Origin of the sequence: Hamadaea flava, from assembly GCF_024172085.1 — a bacterium.
Classification (GTDB): Bacteria; Actinomycetota; Actinomycetes; order Mycobacteriales; family Micromonosporaceae; genus Hamadaea; species Hamadaea flava.
Genome location: NZ_JAMZDZ010000001.1, coordinates 8,336,631 through 8,352,526, shown reverse-complemented (window position 1 = coordinate 8,352,526; position 15,896 = coordinate 8,336,631). Strand labels below are relative to the sequence as shown.

The 15,896-nt window shown below is 70.0% G+C and carries 21 protein-coding genes; 5 read left to right on the top strand and 16 right to left on the bottom strand.

Annotated features, from left to right (window positions below; translation table 11 throughout):
• Positions 1–239: 239 nt before the first annotated feature.
• Positions 240–1,328 (bottom strand): ABC transporter substrate-binding protein, encoded by a 1,089-nt coding sequence (locus tag HDA40_RS38980; protein ID WP_253763098.1) that lies wholly within the window; start codon positions 1,326–1,328, stop codon positions 240–242.
• Positions 1,329–1,567: 239 nt separating this feature from the next.
• On the opposite strand from HDA40_RS38980, the gene HDA40_RS38975 reads away from it, so the two are divergent.
• Positions 1,568–2,164 (top strand): DoxX family membrane protein, encoded by a 597-nt coding sequence (locus tag HDA40_RS38975; protein ID WP_253763097.1) that lies wholly within the window; start codon positions 1,568–1,570, stop codon positions 2,162–2,164.
• A 104-nt stretch (positions 2,165–2,268) separates the two neighbouring features.
• Here HDA40_RS38975 and HDA40_RS38970 read toward each other — a convergent pair whose 3' ends face one another.
• Positions 2,269–2,739 carry a MarR family winged helix-turn-helix transcriptional regulator gene (locus tag HDA40_RS38970; protein WP_253763096.1) on the bottom strand — a complete coding sequence of 157 codons (471 nt, stop codon included), beginning with the start codon at positions 2,737–2,739 and terminating at the stop codon, positions 2,269–2,271.
• 56 nt (positions 2,740–2,795) lie between these two features.
• Here HDA40_RS38970 and yczE point away from each other — a divergent pair, with 56 nt between their 5' ends.
• Genes yczE through HDA40_RS38955 form a run of 3 tightly spaced genes read left to right on the top strand, consistent with a single transcriptional unit; the run spans position 2,796 to position 4,383 of the window.
• Positions 2,796–3,467 carry a membrane protein YczE gene (gene yczE / locus HDA40_RS38965; RefSeq protein WP_253763095.1) on the top strand — a complete coding sequence of 224 codons (672 nt, stop codon included), beginning with the start codon at positions 2,796–2,798 and terminating at the stop codon, positions 3,465–3,467.
• Complete coding sequence (locus tag HDA40_RS38960) at positions 3,379–3,942, top strand: NADPH-dependent FMN reductase (RefSeq protein ID WP_253763094.1); 564 nt, start codon at positions 3,379–3,381, stop codon at positions 3,940–3,942. The genes yczE and HDA40_RS38960 overlap by 89 nt, the downstream gene beginning before the upstream one ends.
• A gap of 24 nt (positions 3,943–3,966) precedes the next feature.
• A complete protein-coding gene (locus HDA40_RS38955) occupies positions 3,967–4,383 on the top strand; it encodes a VOC family protein (protein ID WP_253763093.1) in 417 nt (138 codons plus the stop codon).
• A 164-nt stretch (positions 4,384–4,547) separates the two neighbouring features.
• Here HDA40_RS38955 and HDA40_RS38950 read toward each other — a convergent pair whose 3' ends face one another.
• The 13 genes from HDA40_RS38950 to HDA40_RS38890 all read right to left on the bottom strand — a co-directional run bounded on the left by HDA40_RS38950 (position 4,548) and on the right by HDA40_RS38890 (position 14,847).
• Positions 4,548–5,126, bottom strand: coding sequence for a dihydrofolate reductase family protein (locus tag HDA40_RS38950; RefSeq protein ID WP_253763092.1), 579 nt, complete (start codon positions 5,124–5,126; stop codon positions 4,548–4,550).
• Position 5,127: 1 nt separating this feature from the next.
• Positions 5,128–5,631 (bottom strand): SRPBCC domain-containing protein, encoded by a 504-nt coding sequence (locus tag HDA40_RS38945; RefSeq protein WP_253763091.1) that lies wholly within the window; start codon positions 5,629–5,631, stop codon positions 5,128–5,130.
• A complete protein-coding gene (locus HDA40_RS38940; protein ID WP_253763090.1) occupies positions 5,628–5,993 on the bottom strand; it encodes an ArsR/SmtB family transcription factor in 366 nt (121 codons plus the stop codon). The genes HDA40_RS38945 and HDA40_RS38940 overlap by 4 nt, the downstream gene beginning before the upstream one ends.
• Before the next feature lie 56 nt (positions 5,994–6,049).
• Positions 6,050–8,746: a helix-turn-helix transcriptional regulator gene (locus tag HDA40_RS38935; protein WP_253763089.1), complete on the bottom strand. Its 2,697-nt coding sequence runs from the start codon at positions 8,744–8,746 to the stop codon at positions 6,050–6,052.
• A gap of 30 nt (positions 8,747–8,776) precedes the next feature.
• Positions 8,777–10,198 carry a hypothetical protein gene (locus tag HDA40_RS38930; RefSeq protein WP_253763088.1) on the bottom strand — a complete coding sequence of 474 codons (1,422 nt, stop codon included), beginning with the start codon at positions 10,196–10,198 and terminating at the stop codon, positions 8,777–8,779.
• Between the two features lies 1 nt (position 10,199).
• A complete protein-coding gene (locus tag HDA40_RS38925; RefSeq protein ID WP_253763087.1) occupies positions 10,200–10,703 on the bottom strand; it encodes a DUF3558 family protein in 504 nt (167 codons plus the stop codon).
• Complete coding sequence (locus HDA40_RS38920) at positions 10,703–11,197, bottom strand: hypothetical protein (RefSeq protein WP_253763086.1); 495 nt, start codon at positions 11,195–11,197, stop codon at positions 10,703–10,705. Before HDA40_RS38920 ends, HDA40_RS38925 begins: the two co-directional genes overlap by 1 nt.
• A complete protein-coding gene (locus tag HDA40_RS38915; RefSeq protein ID WP_253763085.1) occupies positions 11,194–11,460 on the bottom strand; it encodes a hypothetical protein in 267 nt (88 codons plus the stop codon). The genes HDA40_RS38920 and HDA40_RS38915 overlap by 4 nt, the downstream gene beginning before the upstream one ends.
• A 78-nt stretch (positions 11,461–11,538) precedes the next feature.
• Complete coding sequence (locus tag HDA40_RS38910; RefSeq protein ID WP_253763084.1) at positions 11,539–12,024, bottom strand: DUF1990 domain-containing protein; 486 nt, start codon at positions 12,022–12,024, stop codon at positions 11,539–11,541.
• Complete coding sequence (locus HDA40_RS38905) at positions 12,021–12,809, bottom strand: YndJ family transporter (protein ID WP_253763083.1); 789 nt, start codon at positions 12,807–12,809, stop codon at positions 12,021–12,023. The genes HDA40_RS38910 and HDA40_RS38905 overlap by 4 nt, the downstream gene beginning before the upstream one ends.
• A 52-nt stretch (positions 12,810–12,861) precedes the next feature.
• The gene (locus tag HDA40_RS38900; protein WP_253763082.1) at positions 12,862–13,836 is read right to left on the bottom strand and encodes a C40 family peptidase; all 975 of its coding nucleotides are present in this window, start codon (positions 13,834–13,836) and stop codon (positions 12,862–12,864) included.
• 50 nt (positions 13,837–13,886) lie between these two features.
• Positions 13,887–14,411, bottom strand: a complete 525-nt coding sequence (locus HDA40_RS38895; RefSeq protein ID WP_253763081.1) for a DUF305 domain-containing protein — start codon at positions 14,409–14,411, stop codon at positions 13,887–13,889.
• Positions 14,412–14,457: 46 nt separating this feature from the next.
• Positions 14,458–14,847 (bottom strand): hypothetical protein, encoded by a 390-nt coding sequence (locus HDA40_RS38890; RefSeq protein ID WP_253763080.1) that lies wholly within the window; start codon positions 14,845–14,847, stop codon positions 14,458–14,460.
• Positions 14,848–14,981: 134 nt separating this feature from the next.
• Here HDA40_RS38890 and HDA40_RS38885 point away from each other — a divergent pair, with 134 nt between their 5' ends.
• Entirely contained in the window at positions 14,982–15,215 is a 234-nt protein-coding gene (locus HDA40_RS38885; RefSeq protein ID WP_253763079.1) for an SHOCT domain-containing protein, read from the top strand.
• Here the strand turns inward: HDA40_RS38885 and HDA40_RS42390 are convergent, their stop codons facing one another.
• A complete protein-coding gene (locus HDA40_RS42390) occupies positions 15,216–15,887 on the bottom strand; it encodes a M23 family metallopeptidase (protein ID WP_253763078.1) in 672 nt (223 codons plus the stop codon).
• Positions 15,888–15,896: the final 9 nt, after the last annotated feature.

Genomic DNA, 15,896 nt, shown 5'->3' with positions numbered 1-15,896 from the left:
GAGGATTCCCGGCGCGCCCCGGCGTACGCCCGGCGGGCGGCAGGCAGCCGCCGCGCGGATGTGATGGCCGTCGCAGCCGATGACGAGAAAAGAAGACGTCAGCTAGGCCGGGGCGGAGCCGCGCTCACCACGCGCTCAACACCGTCGGCCTGGGGAATCTCACAGGTAGAACTGGTATGCCACGCCGCCACTTTAGCCGGTGATGATCGCGGCAGCCACCTTGTTTCCGTCTGCGGCCGTCACCGGGCGCTATCACGGACGCGGAACAGGCCAGGCCAGCCCGGGTCCCGGTCGGCGATCTGGATCGGCGGCCACGCCCACTGCCACACCGTGATCCCGGGTACGCGGCTGAACTGGATGCGGCCCCGGGTGCCCTCGACGGCCACGGACGCCCAGCCTTCGGCGATCCGCGCCCGGTCGGCGCCCTGCGTCCGCAGGACTTCGGCGAGCACGGCGATCCCGTCGTAACCCTCGAAGGCGACGAACGAGGGCGCTGCACCGAGCGACTCCCGCAATGCTTTCTCGACGCGTACGCCGAGCGGAGTGAAGTGTTCCGGCAGGTAACGCAGGAACGGGACGGCCACGCCGTCGTCACCGAGCAGCTCCGCCCATTCGGCGAACTCCGGCTGCCCCGCCGGAGCCCCGATCATGACCCCGGCGAGGCGCTCGTCGCGGCGTACCGCCTGGACGATCGGCACCGCGGGTTCCGGCTGGCCGACCAGCAGCAGCAAGGCGGTCGCGCTACTGCTCACCAGTTCGTCGCACAACGCGGCCGGGTCGAGCGTCGTGGCGTCGAGGTCGATGACCGTGCCGCCCCGGGGAGCGAGATACTCCCGCAGGATGCGAATACCGGCCGCCCAGTAGACGCTCGCCTGGGCGGCGACTGCGATACGGCGGTGACCCGCGTCGAGCAGGAAACCGGCGTACAGCTGCCAGCCGCGCGACTGCGCAGGGGCGAGCCGTGCCACCCACTCCGTCGGCTGTTCGGTGAGCCCGTCGAGCACCGCCGACGTGCACAGGAACGGCAGGCCGACAGCGTCGGCGCGAGTGGCGGCCGCGCGGGCCACGACGCTGTGATACTCCCCCACCACGGCTGCGACGCCGAGCGCGGCCAGCTCGTCGACCGCTGCCACGGCTCGCTGCGGATCGGCTGCGGTGTCGCGTACCACCAGTTCCAGCGGGCTGCCGGCGATCCCGCCGGCGTCGTTGACTTCCTGGACGGCCAGCTCCATCCCGGCGAGCAGGTGCTGGCCGGCTTCGACCCAGCCGGGCCGGCTCACTGGGAGGAGGGCTCCGAGGTGGACGGCGGATTGTCCCTGGGTGATCATGCGAAACGGTATCGCGTCCAGCCCGGCACCCCGTACGCGACTGCCGCGAGCGGTCGCGCTGGGATTAGCCGCCGAGGCGGGTACGCCACTTGCCAGTATGCGGCCGTCGACCGGCGAGAGTCCGGTATTCAGGAGTCCTTGGTCCCGTGGTGGTCAGGCGATTCGCCTCAGGTGCCCCACGCGGGAACGCGGGAGAGTGAACTTGACAGCGAAGGGGCAAGCCTGACAGGAGAGACGTCATGACCGCAACACCGCACAAGGCTCCGGTCCTGGCTCATCGCGAACGCGCGGAAGCGCCCGGATCGATGCTCACTCACACCGCCGCGCGGGCGCTGGCCGTGCTGCGGATCGCTACCGGCGCCGTCTTCCTGTGGGCGTTCCTGGACAAAGCCTTCGGCCTCGGCTACGCCACCCCGGATACTCGGGCCTGGATCAACGGCGGATCGCCGACCAAGGGCTTCCTGGCGAACGTCGACCTTGGGCCGTCCTTCCTGCAGACGTTCTTCCACAACATCGCCGGCGCCTGGTGGGCGGACTCGCTGTTCATGGCCGGCCTGGCCGGCATCGGCACCGCCCTTATCCTCGGCATCGGCATGCGCATCGCCGCCGGCGCGGCCGTGGCGATGATGTCGATGATGTGGCTGGCCGAGTTCCCGCTCGACCGCACCGCCGCCGACGGCACGCCCAGCGGTTCGACCAACCCGATCACCGACTATCACGTCATCTACGGCATCACGACCGTCGTGCTGGCGCTGACCTACGCGGGCCAGACCTGGGGCCTGGGGCGCTGGTGGGCCCGGCTGCCGTTCGTGCAGCGCCACCGCTGGCTCATCTAGCGGATCCACAACCGCGCGGGGCTCGCCCAGGGCGAGCCCCGCTCTCCCGTTCTACCGAGGATGCATGACCAGCATCGGGCAACGCGCCTGGTGCGGCGACCAGATCAGTGATTCAGCTCGATCTCACGGAGGTGGTCGAGGACTCGGCGGCTAATCTTGCCGAAGACCTCGATATCCTCTCGTGTCAGTAGGTCGATGAAATGCCGGCGGACCGAGTCGACGTGGTCCGGCGCGGCGTTGCGGATCATCTTGGCGCCGTGGGTGGTGAGATGGAGCAGCGAACCACGGCCGTCATCGGCGCATTCGCGGCGTTCCACCAGGCCACGCTCCTGCATCCGCGTGATGTGGTGTGACAGACGGCTCTTCGACCAGCGCATGTACGCCGCGAGCTCACTCAGACGCATGCCGTCGTCGCCGGCTTCCGACAGGTTGGACAGCACGTCGTAGTCGGGTTCGGACAGTCCATGCTGGGCCATCAGCTCACGGTTGACCTGTAAGTCAAGGAGTAGACGCATGCGCCGATAGCCCATCCAGGCGCGCATCTCCTCCTGATCGAGCCATCGCGGTTCGGGCATACGCCGACCCTATCATCTAGTTGACATGTCACCAAGGACGTCTCTAGATTGGTGACATGTCACTAAGAAGTCTGGCCCAGCTCCATGCCGGCCTCGCTCTGTACGGCGTGAGTATCGCCCTGATGGTTCGCGCGAACCTCGGCATGGACTCCTGGGACGTGCTACACCAGGGACTGGCTCGGCACACCGGGTTGCCGCTGGGTTGGGTGATCAACGGGGTGGGCGTCCTCGTGCTGCTGGCCTGGGTCGTCCTGCGTCAGCGGCCCGGCTACGGAACCATCGCCAACGTCGCCCTCGTGGGTATCGCAGCCGAAGGCGCGCTGAAGGTGATCCCCCAGCTGGACCTGCTACCGACGCGCTGGGGTGCGCTGGCTACCGCCATCGCCGTCAACGCCGTCGCCACCGGCCTCTACATCGGAGCCGGGCTCGGGCCGGGTCCCCGCGACGGCTTGATGACCGGACTGGCCGCTCGCGGCTACTCGATCCGCCGCGTCCGCACGCTGATCGAGCTGACCGTGCTGACCGCCGGGTGGCTCCTGGGCGGCACGGTGGGCCTCGGCACCCTGCTCTACGCCCTGACCATTGGACCACTCGTCCATCGACTGATCCCTCTGTTCACCCTCAGCAAAGGAAACGACCATGCCTCGCCTCAACGTCATCCTCGCCAGCACGCGACCCAACCGAGCGGGCGGCTCCGTCGCGCACTGGTTCATGCGGGCCGCGACTGAACACGGCGGATTCGACGCCCACCTGATCGATCTCGCCGACCTCGCCCTGCCATTCCTCGACGAACCCGACGCTGCCATCGACGGCAAGCCCTACCGCCACGAACACACCCGCCGCTGGAGCGCGATCAGTGCCGCTGCCGACGCGTACACGATCGTCACACCCGAATACAACCAGGGTTACCCGGCAGCGCTGAAGAACGCCCTGGACTACCTGTACTACGAGTGGAACGACAAGCCAGTCGCGTTCGTCACCTATGGCATGTCGTCGGGCGGGCTGCGCGCCGCGCACATGCTCAAACCGGTCGTGTCGGCTCTGAAGATGGTGCCGGTGGCGGAAACGGTGACCATTCATCTTCGCCAGGCGCTCGACGCCGACGGCCGGCTGGCACCCAGCCAATCCATGCAGAACGCAGCCAAGAACACCCTCGACGAACTCCTGCGGATCACCCCGGCACTGGCCACACTGCGATCTTGAGATCGAGCCTGTGAGGAGACGCGCATGCGACTACGCATGGAATTGTTCGTCGATGATCTCGACGCCAGCATCGCCTTCTACACGCACATCCTCGGGTTCCGCATGATGCGGCGCGAAGGCGGCTACGCGAGTCTCCGCAACGGCACGGTGATCCTCGGCCTCGGACTCGTCGGCGGCCCGCCCGCTGGCGGCCCCGGCGAGGGCTTGACGCAGACCCGGCTCGCGGCGGGCAAGGGCGGCGGCGTGGAGATCGTCCTCGAGCTCGATGACACCGATCAGCTCACCGAGTTCTACCACCGCTGTCGTGACCGGTGGACGATCACCGAGCCGCTGCGGCAACGGCCGTGGGGTCTGGCCGACTTCCGGCTCACCGACCCCGACGGCTACTATCTGCGGATCACCCATGGCGACTACACCGCCGAGCCGGACCCGGCGACGTAAGGGGCCGACAGGCTCCGCGCGGTCCAGGGGACTCCCAACGCGACGGTGGTGATCGGGGATCGGGTACGCCTCCGCGTGGCAGGAAGCTCAGGCTCGCTTTCGGTGTGCCCGAGGCCGACCTTCACGCCCGGGGAGTCGTGATGGGTGGCGGCCAGGCGATCCGATCAGCGATGGAGTGGACGGTGCCGCCCGTAGTGCAGTTCGAGGACTCCGTTGCTCTTGGCCAGGCTGGAGATCAGGTCGAGCCGGTAGCCCTTCGGGATGTCGTCGAACATCAGCGTGCCCTGACCAGTGAGGTACGGGTACAGGCTCACGTAGAACTCGTCGATCAGGTCGAGCTGCATGAGCGAGCGCCACAGGCTCACGCCGCCCCAGAGCAGGATGTGGCCGTCGCCCTGGCGCAGCCGGTCCATCTCCTCTGCCGTGTCACCCGAGACGATCGTGGTGTTCTCCCAGGCGGCCGTCGTCATCGTCCGGGAGAAGACCACCTTGTTGCCGGCGTTCATGATGGCCGACCACGGGTGCTCGGTGTTCGTGGGCAGGTTCTGGGCCATGCCCTCGTACGCCGACCGGCCCATGACGTGCGCGGACGCGTTGCGGAGCAGGGCCAGGGTCTCGTCGTCGTGATCCGGGCCGCCGGCCTCGTCGAGCTGGCCGAAGACGAAGTCCCAGAAGTCGGTGTCGGGGTCGGCGAGCAGTCCGTTGAGCGAGTAGTTGAACACCAGCGCTTTCGTCGTACGCATGTCAGACCTCCATGGTGTCGTGTCGTGGGGAATCCCGCAGGTGCCGGGTCAGGCTGTCGAGCAGCTCGGTGGTGCCGCCCACCCGCAGGACGGGCGCTTGCGCGCCGTCGATGCCGTCCAGGTAGACGCCCTGCTCGGTCCAGGTCACGGTCGTGCCGGCTCGGCTGTCGGTGAACTCGATGGTGGCGACGGACACCGAGATCCGGGTGCCGTCGGCGTAGATCTCGTAGCTGTAGACGATTCGCCGGTCGGGCACGATGTCGTAGTACAGCGCGTCGTTGCGGTAGCTCGTGCCGCGCCGCCGGACGGTGAACCGCTCCCGGCCGCCGATCCGGAAGTCGAACTCGTCGATGCTCGTGGCGCGCTCCCCCGGCTCGACCTCGCTGGTCGCACCCCAGGCCTCTTTGGACTCCACCGAGGCGAACGCGGCGAACACCCGCGCGCGGGCCGCCGGGTAGATCCGTTCGAGAGTGAACGTGTCGTGGATGACGGATCGGTCGTTCATCGCCGCTCCTGTGCGTCGCTCGCCGGGTCAGGATCATCGGCGGTGGCCGCCAGGAACACGCCGAGCCGATCGAGGTTCCGCTCGACCATGGCGCGCCGGTCGGCGAGCCAGTCCTCCGCGGAACGCAGGGCCGCCGAGTTGATGCTGCAGGTGCGCGTACGGCCGACCTTGCTGGAGTGGACCAGGCCGCACGCTTCCAGCACCCGGACGTGTTGCAGGACGGCGGCCAGCGACATCTCCATCGGCTTGCCGAGTTCGCTCACCGAGGCCGGGCCGCGGCTGAGCCGTTCGACCATGGCGCGCCGGCCGGGGTCGGCCAGCGCCTGGAACACCCGGTCCAGGTCCGGCGCATAGTCAAGCATGCGCTTAAGTATTCGCGCGGTCCGTGCCAATAGTCAAGTGGATGCTTCAGTATTGTTCAGTCCGCCGGGATCACCCTGGCCAGTTCGGCCCGGCGGCCGATGCCCAGCTTCCGGTACGCCCGCGCGAGGTTCGCCTCGACCGTCTTCGGGCTGATGAACAGCTCGTCGGCGATCTGCTGATTCGTCCGCCCCTGCGATGCCAAGCGGGCCACGCGCAGTTCGGTGGGGGTCAACTCGTCCGCAGCCTCGACCCGGCCACCCGTACGCGAAAGGTCGGCCTCGGCTTTGGCGGCGAACGCGGCTGCGCCGAGCGCGGTGAACTCGGCGACCGCCGTGCTCAGCGCGGCCCGGGACTCGCGTTTGCGCCGGGCGCGCCGATGCACGATGCCCGCCACCAGCAGACACCGCGTGCGGTCGAGCGGAACCACGTCGGGCGGCGTCGCGTCGCGTATGGCGATCAGGTGGGCCAACGGGGCGTCGGTCGCCTCGCCGGTGGCGCTGGCCAGCAGGACGTCGCTGCGGGCCAGGCCCAGCGTCGTCCACGGGCGGGCCAGCCGCGTATGCCGTTGCCGCAGGCGCTCCAGGACCGCACGCGCGGCGTCGAGGTCGCCCGCGCCGATGCATGCCTCGATCCAGTCGGGTTCGAAGCGCAACGCGATCGGCTCGACCACACCGGACGCGTCGAGGATGTCCGCCAGTTCCGCGTACGCGTCGGCCGCCGCCCGCATCCGCCCGGCGGACAGCGCGACGAACCCCGCGAGCTGCAGATGGATGCGGCGTGCCCAGGCGTCGTCGTGCCGCAGCCCGGCCTCGGCGACCGCGCCCGCCTGCTCCAGCCGTCCCCGGTACGCGTCGAGCGTGGCCGCCAGCCACGTCTCGCCGATCAACCCGGTGCCGAGCTGGCGGCCCAGGTCCAGGGCGGCGGTGATGCTCTGCTCCGCGTCGGCGAAGCGACCGGCGAGCAGCTCCGTCTCGCCCAGGTGAGTCAGGATCTCGTGCTGCCAGGCGTCGTCGCCGCCGGTCGTGGCGTACCGCAGCATGCTGTGCAACCGTGTCCGCGCGCGCTCGTGGTCGTCGACCCCCTTCCACCAGATCGCCGGCACGGTGCCGCCGAGCCACGTCGGCCGGCCCGATTCGAGGTCCAGCGCCCGATCCACCAGCTCGTCACGTGCGGGCAGCCCCGCGCGTACCTCGTGGAAGAACAGGTTCAGCAGCGTCCCGGCGAGCAGCGCGCGATCCTCCACACTGCCGTCCAGCAGGGCGAGCGCCGCCTCCGCGTGGTCACGGGCGGGCGTGGGCGAGTCCTGGAACAAGCAGATGTGCGCATGAATCCGCCCCGCGAGCCGGCTGCCGGACGACGCGGCGGCCAACGCCTGTTCGCCGGAGGCCACCGCGGTGGCCAGGTCGTCAGCGGCCCAGGCCACCGTCGCGCGCAACAGCCGCGCCTCGGCCAGCTGATCCCCTGCCAGCTGCGCGATCGCGCCGTCCGCGGCGGTCGCTGCCGCGGCGTAATCACCGCTGTCGAACCGGCATCGGATCGCGGCCAGGACGCGCCGTCCCCGATCGTCGGCGTGCGCCGCCGGTGTCAGATCCGCGGAGCGGTCATACAGGTCCGCCGCGGTCGCCGGGGCGCCGCGCGCACGCTGCCGGGTAGCCGCCTGCTCCAGATCTGCGGCGACCTGCGCGTCCGGCTCCACCACCGAGCGAGCCAGCTGACGGGCGCGCTCGTCCGGATCGGCGACGGTCGCGGCGAGCAGAGCATGAGTTCGCAGTCGTACGCCGTCCGGCGTGGCGGCCCGCACGGCGGACGCGTAGACGGGATGGGCGAAGTGGACGCCACGGGTGTCCACAGTGAGCAGACCGACCTCCTCGGCGGCGTCGAGCGCCGTCGCCGGTACGCCCGCCGCCGCCAGGTCGCGCAGGTTCGGCGCGGCGAGCAGCGCCGCCAGGCGTACCGCTTCCCGGGTCTCGGCAGGCAGATCCCGCAGGGTCGCCGCGACGAGATCGTGCATCGACGCGGCGACCGGCAGATCGTCACCAGGCCGGGGCAACTGCGGCAACCGGAGCACCGCGCGGGCAAGTTCGATCGCCAGCAGCGGATTCCCGGCGGCGTCCCGGGCGATGCGGGCCAGCAACGGGCGGCTGAGCGATCGCCCGAGGTGTGCGTACAAGATGTGATGCAAGGGGCCGACACCGAGCGGATCCAGCCCGATCCGCGTGACCGGCGACGGCAGCTCATCGAGCCCGAGCGGCGTTTCCGCGACCCCGGAACTGCGGACGCTGATCAGCGTGCTGGGCCCCGGGGCCAGGCGGCGCACCGCGTAGCGCACGGCCCGCTCGCTGGGCGGGTCGAGCCACGGCGCGTCGTCGATCGCGAGCAGGACCGGCCCGTCGGCCGCGGCGATCAGCGCACGGGTGGCCGCACCGATCGCGCGTTCGTCCACCGGTTCGTCCGGCGTCGCCGACAGCAGCACCGCCTGGGCCGCGATCCGTTGCGGCGGCGGCAAAGCGGCGACGTGCTCAGCCAACGGCGCGAGCAGATCGGCGAGCGCGGCGAACGGCAGACCCGCCTCGTTCTCGGTCGGCGCGCACGCCAGGACGAGCCAGTTCTCCTCGCGGGCGCGCTCGACGAGCGCCCGCCACACCGCCGTCTTGCCGATCCCGGCCGGTCCCTGCATCTGCACGACGCCGCCCCCGGACAGGACGTCCCAGGCCTGAGCCAGCACGCTGTCGCGCCCGACGACCGGTTCCATGCGCTGGATCATGGCACGACGGCGCCACCGTCACCGGGGCGGGCGGCCGCAGACCTCGGCGTCCGGGATGACCTCCTCCTTCTGGTACACCGTGTGCGGCCAGCGCAGTCCGCTGCCCGACGGGATCGGCGGTATCGGTTTCCCGGTGATCGGGGTCAGCAGGCTCAGGAACTTGTTGATCACCTTCACGACGGGTTCCAGGATCGAATAACCGATGCCGAACACCGCCTGCACGCCGATCGCCACCCCACGGCATTGTGCGAACGCCGCACCGAGCGCCGATCCCAAGGTGGTGCCGTAGGACGTGGTCAGTTCGGCGTAGACGCCGGCTTTGAACACCAGGGCGCTGATGCCGACGGTGAACCGTACGCCGTGCCGGATCACCAGTCCCATGACGCCGACCGGGATGCCGGTGAGCGAGTTGAGCAGGCTGGACTTGCGCTGGAACTGGTCGGTGACCCGCGGCCCGAACGAGCCGTCGCGATAGCCGAACCCGATCGAACCGGCGAGGCCGAACTCGCCCGAACCCTTGATCGTGCCCGCTTTCGCGCCGAACGCGGTCTCGACGGTCAGCGTCTGGCTGACCGTGAACGACAGCGGGATCCCGGCGATCTGCCCGATCGGAAAGGACAGGTCGGCGTCGATCGGGAACTGCTTGCGATGGTTGCGGCCGTCCCGGATGCCGCCCTCGAAGTCCACCTTGATCCCGAAGCCGCCGCTGACCGCGAGTTCCGCCCGGGTCACCTTGCCCGCGCCGATGGCCAGCTGGAAGCTCGCGTCCGGTTTGCGGAAGGTGAGCGTCACGGTTCCGGCCAGGCGTACGCCGCCGTCGTCGTAGGTGAAATGCGCTCCGACGCCGTCGGTGCAGCAACTGGTGTACACCGTGTACCCGAGTGCCTTCGTCGTCGCCGCGCCACCGCGTACGGGTGCGGGTTGGGCCGGACGGTCGTCCTGGCGACGCAGTCGCACACTCTTGCCCGCGCCGCCGGGTGGCGTACCGGTCTCCTGGGCCCACAACGGCTGCCCGGCCAGGTAGATCAGCGGATCGCCGAGGGTGATGCCCGCCTTGTCGAACGTGCCGTCCCGGACGACCTCCGTGAGGTCGACCGGGCCGACCGTGACGAGCAGGTCGGCCCCCTCCTCGACGAGGTCGAGCACCCGGCCGACGGCCCGGTCGGTGACGAACATGACCTTACCCGGCGCGAGATCATGCGCATGCCGGGCGCGGCCGTCGATCCGCCAGGTCAGCCCGTCGGCAGTCACCGACCGGATCGCGTCGCCTCCCCCGCCGACGACCACGACGTCCGGCTGCAGTCGCACCGCCGGCTGCTCGGCGACCGCCTGCCCGAACCTCAGCCGCGCGTCGCCGGGCGCATCTTCGTCTGATGTGGATCCGCAGGCGCCGGTCGCGAGTGCGACGACCGCCGTCCACGCGGCCAAGGCCCGGCGCATCTCACAGCCGCCCGGCCGCGGCTCGGGCAGCCGTCTCCAGCGGTACGCGATTGGCCGCCGGATCGTTGAGCAGCACCAGCCGGATCGCGACCCAGGTCTCGCCCTTGCGGAAGAACACCGCCCCGTCCTCCAGGAACCCCTCGTCCCCGGCCCCGGTCACCGGGGTGAACGAGTGCTGCAGATCCCGGTCGATGTCGAGCATCTTCTTGGCCCCGTCGCCGACGTAGACCTCGACCTGGGCGGTGGGACCGGTGACCGGCCCCGTGTACGTGCACGAACCCTCGCTGGCCACGGGCTCGTCCAACGGCGTACGCGCCAGCTTCTCCGCGTCGGCCTTCGGCAACAGCTTGCACGGATCCGCCGCGGGACCGACCACCGGGCCGGCCGACGGGCTGACCGCGGAACTGGCCGCCGCCACGCTCGGCCCCGGCTCGGCGGGATCCTCACCGCCGCATCCCGCGAGGGCCAAGCCCAGCAGCAGCGGCACGAACAGCAGCCGTCGCATCAGCCGAACACCACGCCGAGCAGCTTGCGCAGCACGCTGTCGTACTTCGCCTCGTCGAAGGAGAAGCTGCTCATGATGAGCGTGTAGCTCCCCTTCGAGCTGACCACCACCGCCTCGGCCTGGATGTCCTTGACCGCCAGATACCCTCGGTCGCCCTGGTCGAGGTCGACGACCTTGGCGTAGGTCTTGCCCGCCTGCTCCTTCTGGTAGTCGAACGTCGCACCGCCCGCAAGCTCCGAAGCGGTGGTGACGGTCAGGCTGGCGACGCCCTTGCCGTCGCCGAACAGGCAGGTGCCCTCGTCCGTCATCGGCTGACCGATGATGTCACTGACCTGCTGGGCGGTGAACGGGCAACTCGGCGTCGTCGTATTGGCCTTGCTCAGGTCACTCAGCTCGGTGCCGTCATCGACACCGCCGCTCGACCCGCCGCCACAGGCCGACAACGCGAGCAAAGCCGCCAGCAGCACGGGTGTCAGGACACGTCCGATCCTCATTCGTCTGAACCTTCCGGGAGCGTCGGGGCCTTCGCCCAGACGGCTGGGCAGAACCGATCCACCCGCCACCCGGCCGCGGCGGCCACCCCGGCGACGGTGTCCGCGTCCGGCCCCTCCACCAGGGCGAGCAGCACATCGTCAGCCGGCAGGTGAACCGCCGCGACCAGCCGGACGTCCACGCCGACCGGCAGATCCGTCAGCACCGGCGAAGCCAGGCCGCTGGACGTGTCGTAGCGTTCGAGCGCGAACAGAAGGCGGGTCACGCTTCGACGCTAGGTTTCGGGACGCACCAAGGAATCGGGGCTTTCCCTACGCTGTATAGCGAAGACCCCTGTCGTCGCTCACACCAGGCGGCGCAGCATCCGGCCCAGACGGCGGGCGTACGCCCGCTGGATCAGCGGCACGATCGCGGTGACGGCGCGGGCGTACCAGGCGGCCGGACGGCTGAACGCCGTGACTTCCAGCCACGTCCGCCCGTCCTCGACGACCACGAGGAACGCCTCCTCGCCGCGTTCGGGATGCCCGGTCACCGTCCCGTACGCGAATCCGGCGCGCTCGGGCTCGTCGACGACCGCGACGACCTCGCAGACCACCGGCATCCCGAATCGCGGATGTCCCAACCGGCCGGTGATCCGCAGTCCGGGCCGGGCTGGTCCGGCATCCACGTACAACCCGGCCCGGCGATGCATCCGCCAGGTCAGCACCGCCTCCACCGCTGCGGTGAACGCCTGCGGCGGGCCGACCGGCACGCGGACGCGAAGATGGTGATAGCCGGCGGGCAGGTCGCGGTGGAGCGATCCGCCCACCTCCGGGTAGGTGAGCTTCACAGTGGACGCACCTTTCGCAGCCGGTAGGCGAGCACCGCGCAGAGCGCGAACCCGATGCTGTTGGCCAGCCCGTGCGTCGCGGCCATCCACTGGATCGGCAGGTGAGGCAGATCGGCGGCCTCACCTGCCGCCCAATCGAGCGCGAGCAGCATGGTCGCCGCCAGGGTGACGGCCGCGATCCGGGCAACCCCGGTTCGCCACAGCAACCAGCCGGTGGCCCACAGGCCGACGGTGAGCACGAGAGCGCCGACCAACTCGGCGGCGTCGCCGACGAAATACCCGGCCAAGACGAGCAGCGTGCCGACCGGGACCGCCAGCGCCGCTGTCGTCGACAGCCACGTCACACCGGCGGCGCGACTGGTCAACCCGGCGACCAGAGCCGCGGCGAACCCGGCGAAGTGCAGGTGCGGCACGGTGAGCGCGAGTATGGCCAGGCTGAAACCGAACAGCTCGACGCCACCCCGCTCGGCGACCAGCGCCACCGCTCCGGCGAAGGGCGTCACGAGCGCGGTCAGCGCGGCGACGTCCAACGGAGCGAGCCGCCGATCGCGAGCGAGGCGACGTCCCGCAGTCAGCGCGAGCACGCTGGTCATCGCGAGGTAGGCCACGGCCAGGCATACGGCGATGCCGCCCCTCGGCAGCCAGACCGCCACGACGCCCGGCACCGCACCCACCGCCCAGAAGCGGCGTACGACAGCCAGACCCGGCGCCTCGATCAGCCCAAAGCCCAAAGGCAACACAGCGAGTACGCCGAGAGCCACGACGACGTTCACCAGAACGGTCATGGACCGAGACTAGAACGCAGAGTTGAACACGTTCAAGTCAGCTTGACGCGGATCACGTGGGGACGCGGCGGTAGCCCGCGATCGGCAGGTACGCGCTGTCGATCTTGGCCATGCGCACGAAGTCACCGGTCGTGGGCGCGTGCACCATCCAGCCGCCGCCGACGTAGATGCCCATGTGGTGCAGGTCGGAGAAGAAGAACACCAGATCGCCGGGGCGTAGGTCGGCCCGCGAGACGGGCTTGTTGTCCTCCCACTGCCACTTCGTGTAGTGGCGCAGCGTGACACCGGCCGCCTTCCAGGCAGTCAGCGTCAGGCCGGAGCAGTCATAACCGCTCGGCCCGGCCGCGCCCCAGATGTAGGGCTTGCCGATGAGGCTGCACGCCTTCTTCGCCGCGGTGCCGCCCGGCCCGCCGAGGTAGTCGACCGGGCACGCCACCGGCTTCAGTTTGCCGCTCGCCCCCGACGATCCGTACGCCTGCTGGCGCAGCTTCTGCAACGCGGTGATCTGCTTCTCGATGGACTTCTTCTGCGCCGACAACGCCGCGTCCTGACTGGCCAGTTCGGTGACGAGCGCGTCCAGCTTCGCCTTGTCGGCGGCGTACTTGTCGCGCAGCACGACCACCCCGGCGATCTGCTCCTGCTCGGTCTTGGCGAGGAACTCCAGCATGGTCATCTTGTCGGCGAAGTCGACGGGCGTCGGCGCCGACAGCAACGCGTTGAGGCGGGACACCTGACCGCCCATGTACATCGCGGCCGCGGCGTCGTTCAGTTGCGCGCTCGACAACCGGATCTGCAATTCCAGCGGCCCCAGGCGCTTGTTCAGCGCGGCGACCTTGGTTTTGTTCACGGCCAGCTGGCCGTGAACCATGTTGTACTGCTCGATGATCGGCTCGAGCTTGTTCCAGGCGGCGTCGATCTGCCGTTCGAGCTCGGCGACGCTCGGTGCGGCGACGGCCGTCCCGGACACGCCGACGCTCAGCCCGACGACAGCCACGAAGGCGGCAAGGGTACGCAGAAAGCGGTGCATTTCGAGGGTGGTCTCCTTACGCGAGGACACTGGGTCCGATCGAGCAGAGGTCAGAGGCGGGTCAGGAGCGCGCGCAGCGCAGCGTTCTCGGCCGACAGCCCACGGTCGACCGAGACGGCGACGCCGCGGATCTTGTCCGACAAGTCCTGCGCCAGCGCACTGCGGGCGTACCGGACGGCGGTGTCGTTGTGAGTGACGAGAGCGGCGACCAGCGCACGGTCGAACGCGGCCGCCCGCAGATCGGCGAGTTCGGCCGGATGGCTGTCGGCGGTGGCGGGGACCTCGGTGGGCTGCGCCCACCCGGCCAGCAGCGTCACCATCGTCGTCCGTTGCAGGCGTTGCAGATCGGCGGTCTGCGCCGCGATCGTCTTGACCTCGACATCAGACACCCGGGCGTCGGCCAGGGCCAGGACGGCCAGGTTGTGGTCGTGGTACGCGACCATGGCCCGGACGAAAGCGGCATCGGCCGACTTCGGTTCCGGAGCGGACGGCGGTGCGTCGCCGGTCGCGGGCGCGCACGCGGACAGCAGGAACAGGACGCCGAGCAGCAGCCCGGCCGGCGTACGGGTATGCACGAAGGGCCTTTCGGAGAAACGACAACCGGTGACGGGTGTGGTTCTCCTACGTACGCGAAACGCCCAGCTGCGACAGGACCGGCGGACGGCCGAACGACGCGACGGCGGCCGGCAGCACTCGGGGCAGCGACACCCCGGCCCATCGCCGGCCAGGTCCGGTCAGCAGGACCATCGCCACGGCGAGGGCGGCCAGCATCGTGATGCACAGACCGAGCAGCTCACCCGGCGTACCGGGGGTGAGCGGGTCGTCGTGCAGATCCTGCCCGAGCGTGACGGCCAGATGATCGTGCCCGGCCACGGTCGCCGTCGAATCGGCGACGACACCGTCGTCGGCGCAATGCCGACCCGTCGCGTACGCGAGCCCGACCAGCAGAAGGATGATCAGCAGCAGCCGCAACGGCAGAGCCGTCCGCGCCTTCTCGATCATCCGGTGCACCGCGACAGGATACGCACACCGTCGAACCGCCGCATCTGGGGCCGACCGGTCCCGTGCGCCGGGCCTTTCGCCCCTGACGCCGGTCGGCGACCCGGCGGACGCTGAAGGTGGAAGTGCAGGCTGGGAGGCCCGTCATGATGTACGGATACGGATTCGGCGGCTGGTGGATGATGCTGATGCCACTGCTGTGGACCGGGTTGATCGCGCTCGCGGTCTGGGCGGTCGTCCGGCTGCTCCCGCAGAACACGGCCCGCCGCGACACCCCGCTGGAGATCCTCGACCGCCGCTACGCCCACGGCGACATCGACGAGGTCGCGTACGCGAACGCTCGGGCCCGGCTGACCGACCACAGCCGTCCGGTCAGCTGATCAGAGGCCCTGGATCTGCAGCTGAAGGTTGACGCCACGATCCTTGAACCAGTCCGACGCCCCGACGGGGCGGCCGTCGACGTGGACCTCCAGGTGCAGGTGTGGTCCGGCGGAGCGGCCGGTGTTGCCGACCAGCCCGATGGTCTGACCGGCGGCGACCTTGTCGCCCGGCTTGACCAGCAGGTGCGAGGCGTGCCCGTAGAGGACGACGACGCCGTCACCGTGATCGATCATGATCATGTTTCCGTAGCTGCCACGCCACTCCGCGACCAGCACGGTGCCCGCGTGGACCGCCGCAAACGGGGTCCCCTCACCGATGACGAGATCGGCCCCATTGCCGGCGGCGGAGCCGAGTTCGTAGTCGCGCATCGGCAGCACCCACGACGCCGTGTCGGCGACCGTCACCGATCCGCTGGAACGGCTCTGCCGGCTGGTCAGCTCGGCTGCCTGCGTACGCTCATGGTCGGCCTGAGTGGGCCAGGCCGGGCCTTCGGCGCCGAGGTGATCGTCTTTGTTGTCGGGCAACAAGGTGCCGACGGCCGTGGCGGCGATCGCCGCACCGGCGAGAGCGGTGAGCGAGACCGCCACGTAGCGGCGGCGCGGCGGTGCAGGCGCGCGACGGCGGCCACGGTAGGCGTCACGGTCGTCAAGGCGCTGCGGCCGGTATTGCACCCGGTATCC

Excerpts from the sequence above, each read along its gene's own strand:
- HDA40_RS38980 (WP_253763098.1), bottom strand. The coding sequence starts at position 1,328 with ATGATCACCCAGGGACAATCCGCCGTCCACCTCGGAGCCCTCCTCCCA.
- HDA40_RS38975 (WP_253763097.1), top strand. The coding sequence starts at position 1,568 with ATGACCGCAACACCGCACAAGGCTCCGGTCCTGGCTCATCGCGAACGC.
- HDA40_RS38970 (WP_253763096.1), bottom strand. The coding sequence starts at position 2,739 with ATGCCCGAACCGCGATGGCTCGATCAGGAGGAGATGCGCGCCTGGATG.
- yczE (WP_253763095.1), top strand. The coding sequence starts at position 2,796 with ATGTCACTAAGAAGTCTGGCCCAGCTCCATGCCGGCCTCGCTCTGTAC.
- HDA40_RS38960 (WP_253763094.1), top strand. The coding sequence starts at position 3,379 with ATGCCTCGCCTCAACGTCATCCTCGCCAGCACGCGACCCAACCGAGCG.
- HDA40_RS38955 (WP_253763093.1), top strand. The coding sequence starts at position 3,967 with ATGCGACTACGCATGGAATTGTTCGTCGATGATCTCGACGCCAGCATC.
- HDA40_RS38950 (WP_253763092.1), bottom strand. The coding sequence starts at position 5,126 with ATGCGTACGACGAAAGCGCTGGTGTTCAACTACTCGCTCAACGGACTG.
- HDA40_RS38945 (WP_253763091.1), bottom strand. The coding sequence starts at position 5,631 with ATGAACGACCGATCCGTCATCCACGACACGTTCACTCTCGAACGGATC.
- HDA40_RS38940 (WP_253763090.1), bottom strand. The coding sequence starts at position 5,993 with ATGCTTGACTATGCGCCGGACCTGGACCGGGTGTTCCAGGCGCTGGCC.
- HDA40_RS38935 (WP_253763089.1), bottom strand. The coding sequence starts at position 8,746 with ATGGAACCGGTCGTCGGGCGCGACAGCGTGCTGGCTCAGGCCTGGGAC.
- HDA40_RS38930 (WP_253763088.1), bottom strand. The coding sequence starts at position 10,198 with ATGCGCCGGGCCTTGGCCGCGTGGACGGCGGTCGTCGCACTCGCGACC.
- HDA40_RS38925 (WP_253763087.1), bottom strand. The coding sequence starts at position 10,703 with ATGCGACGGCTGCTGTTCGTGCCGCTGCTGCTGGGCTTGGCCCTCGCG.
- HDA40_RS38920 (WP_253763086.1), bottom strand. The coding sequence starts at position 11,197 with ATGAGGATCGGACGTGTCCTGACACCCGTGCTGCTGGCGGCTTTGCTC.
- HDA40_RS38905 (WP_253763083.1), bottom strand. The coding sequence starts at position 12,809 with ATGACCGTTCTGGTGAACGTCGTCGTGGCTCTCGGCGTACTCGCTGTG.
- HDA40_RS38900 (WP_253763082.1), bottom strand. The coding sequence starts at position 13,836 with ATGCACCGCTTTCTGCGTACCCTTGCCGCCTTCGTGGCTGTCGTCGGG.
- HDA40_RS38885 (WP_253763079.1), top strand. The coding sequence starts at position 14,982 with ATGATGTACGGATACGGATTCGGCGGCTGGTGGATGATGCTGATGCCA.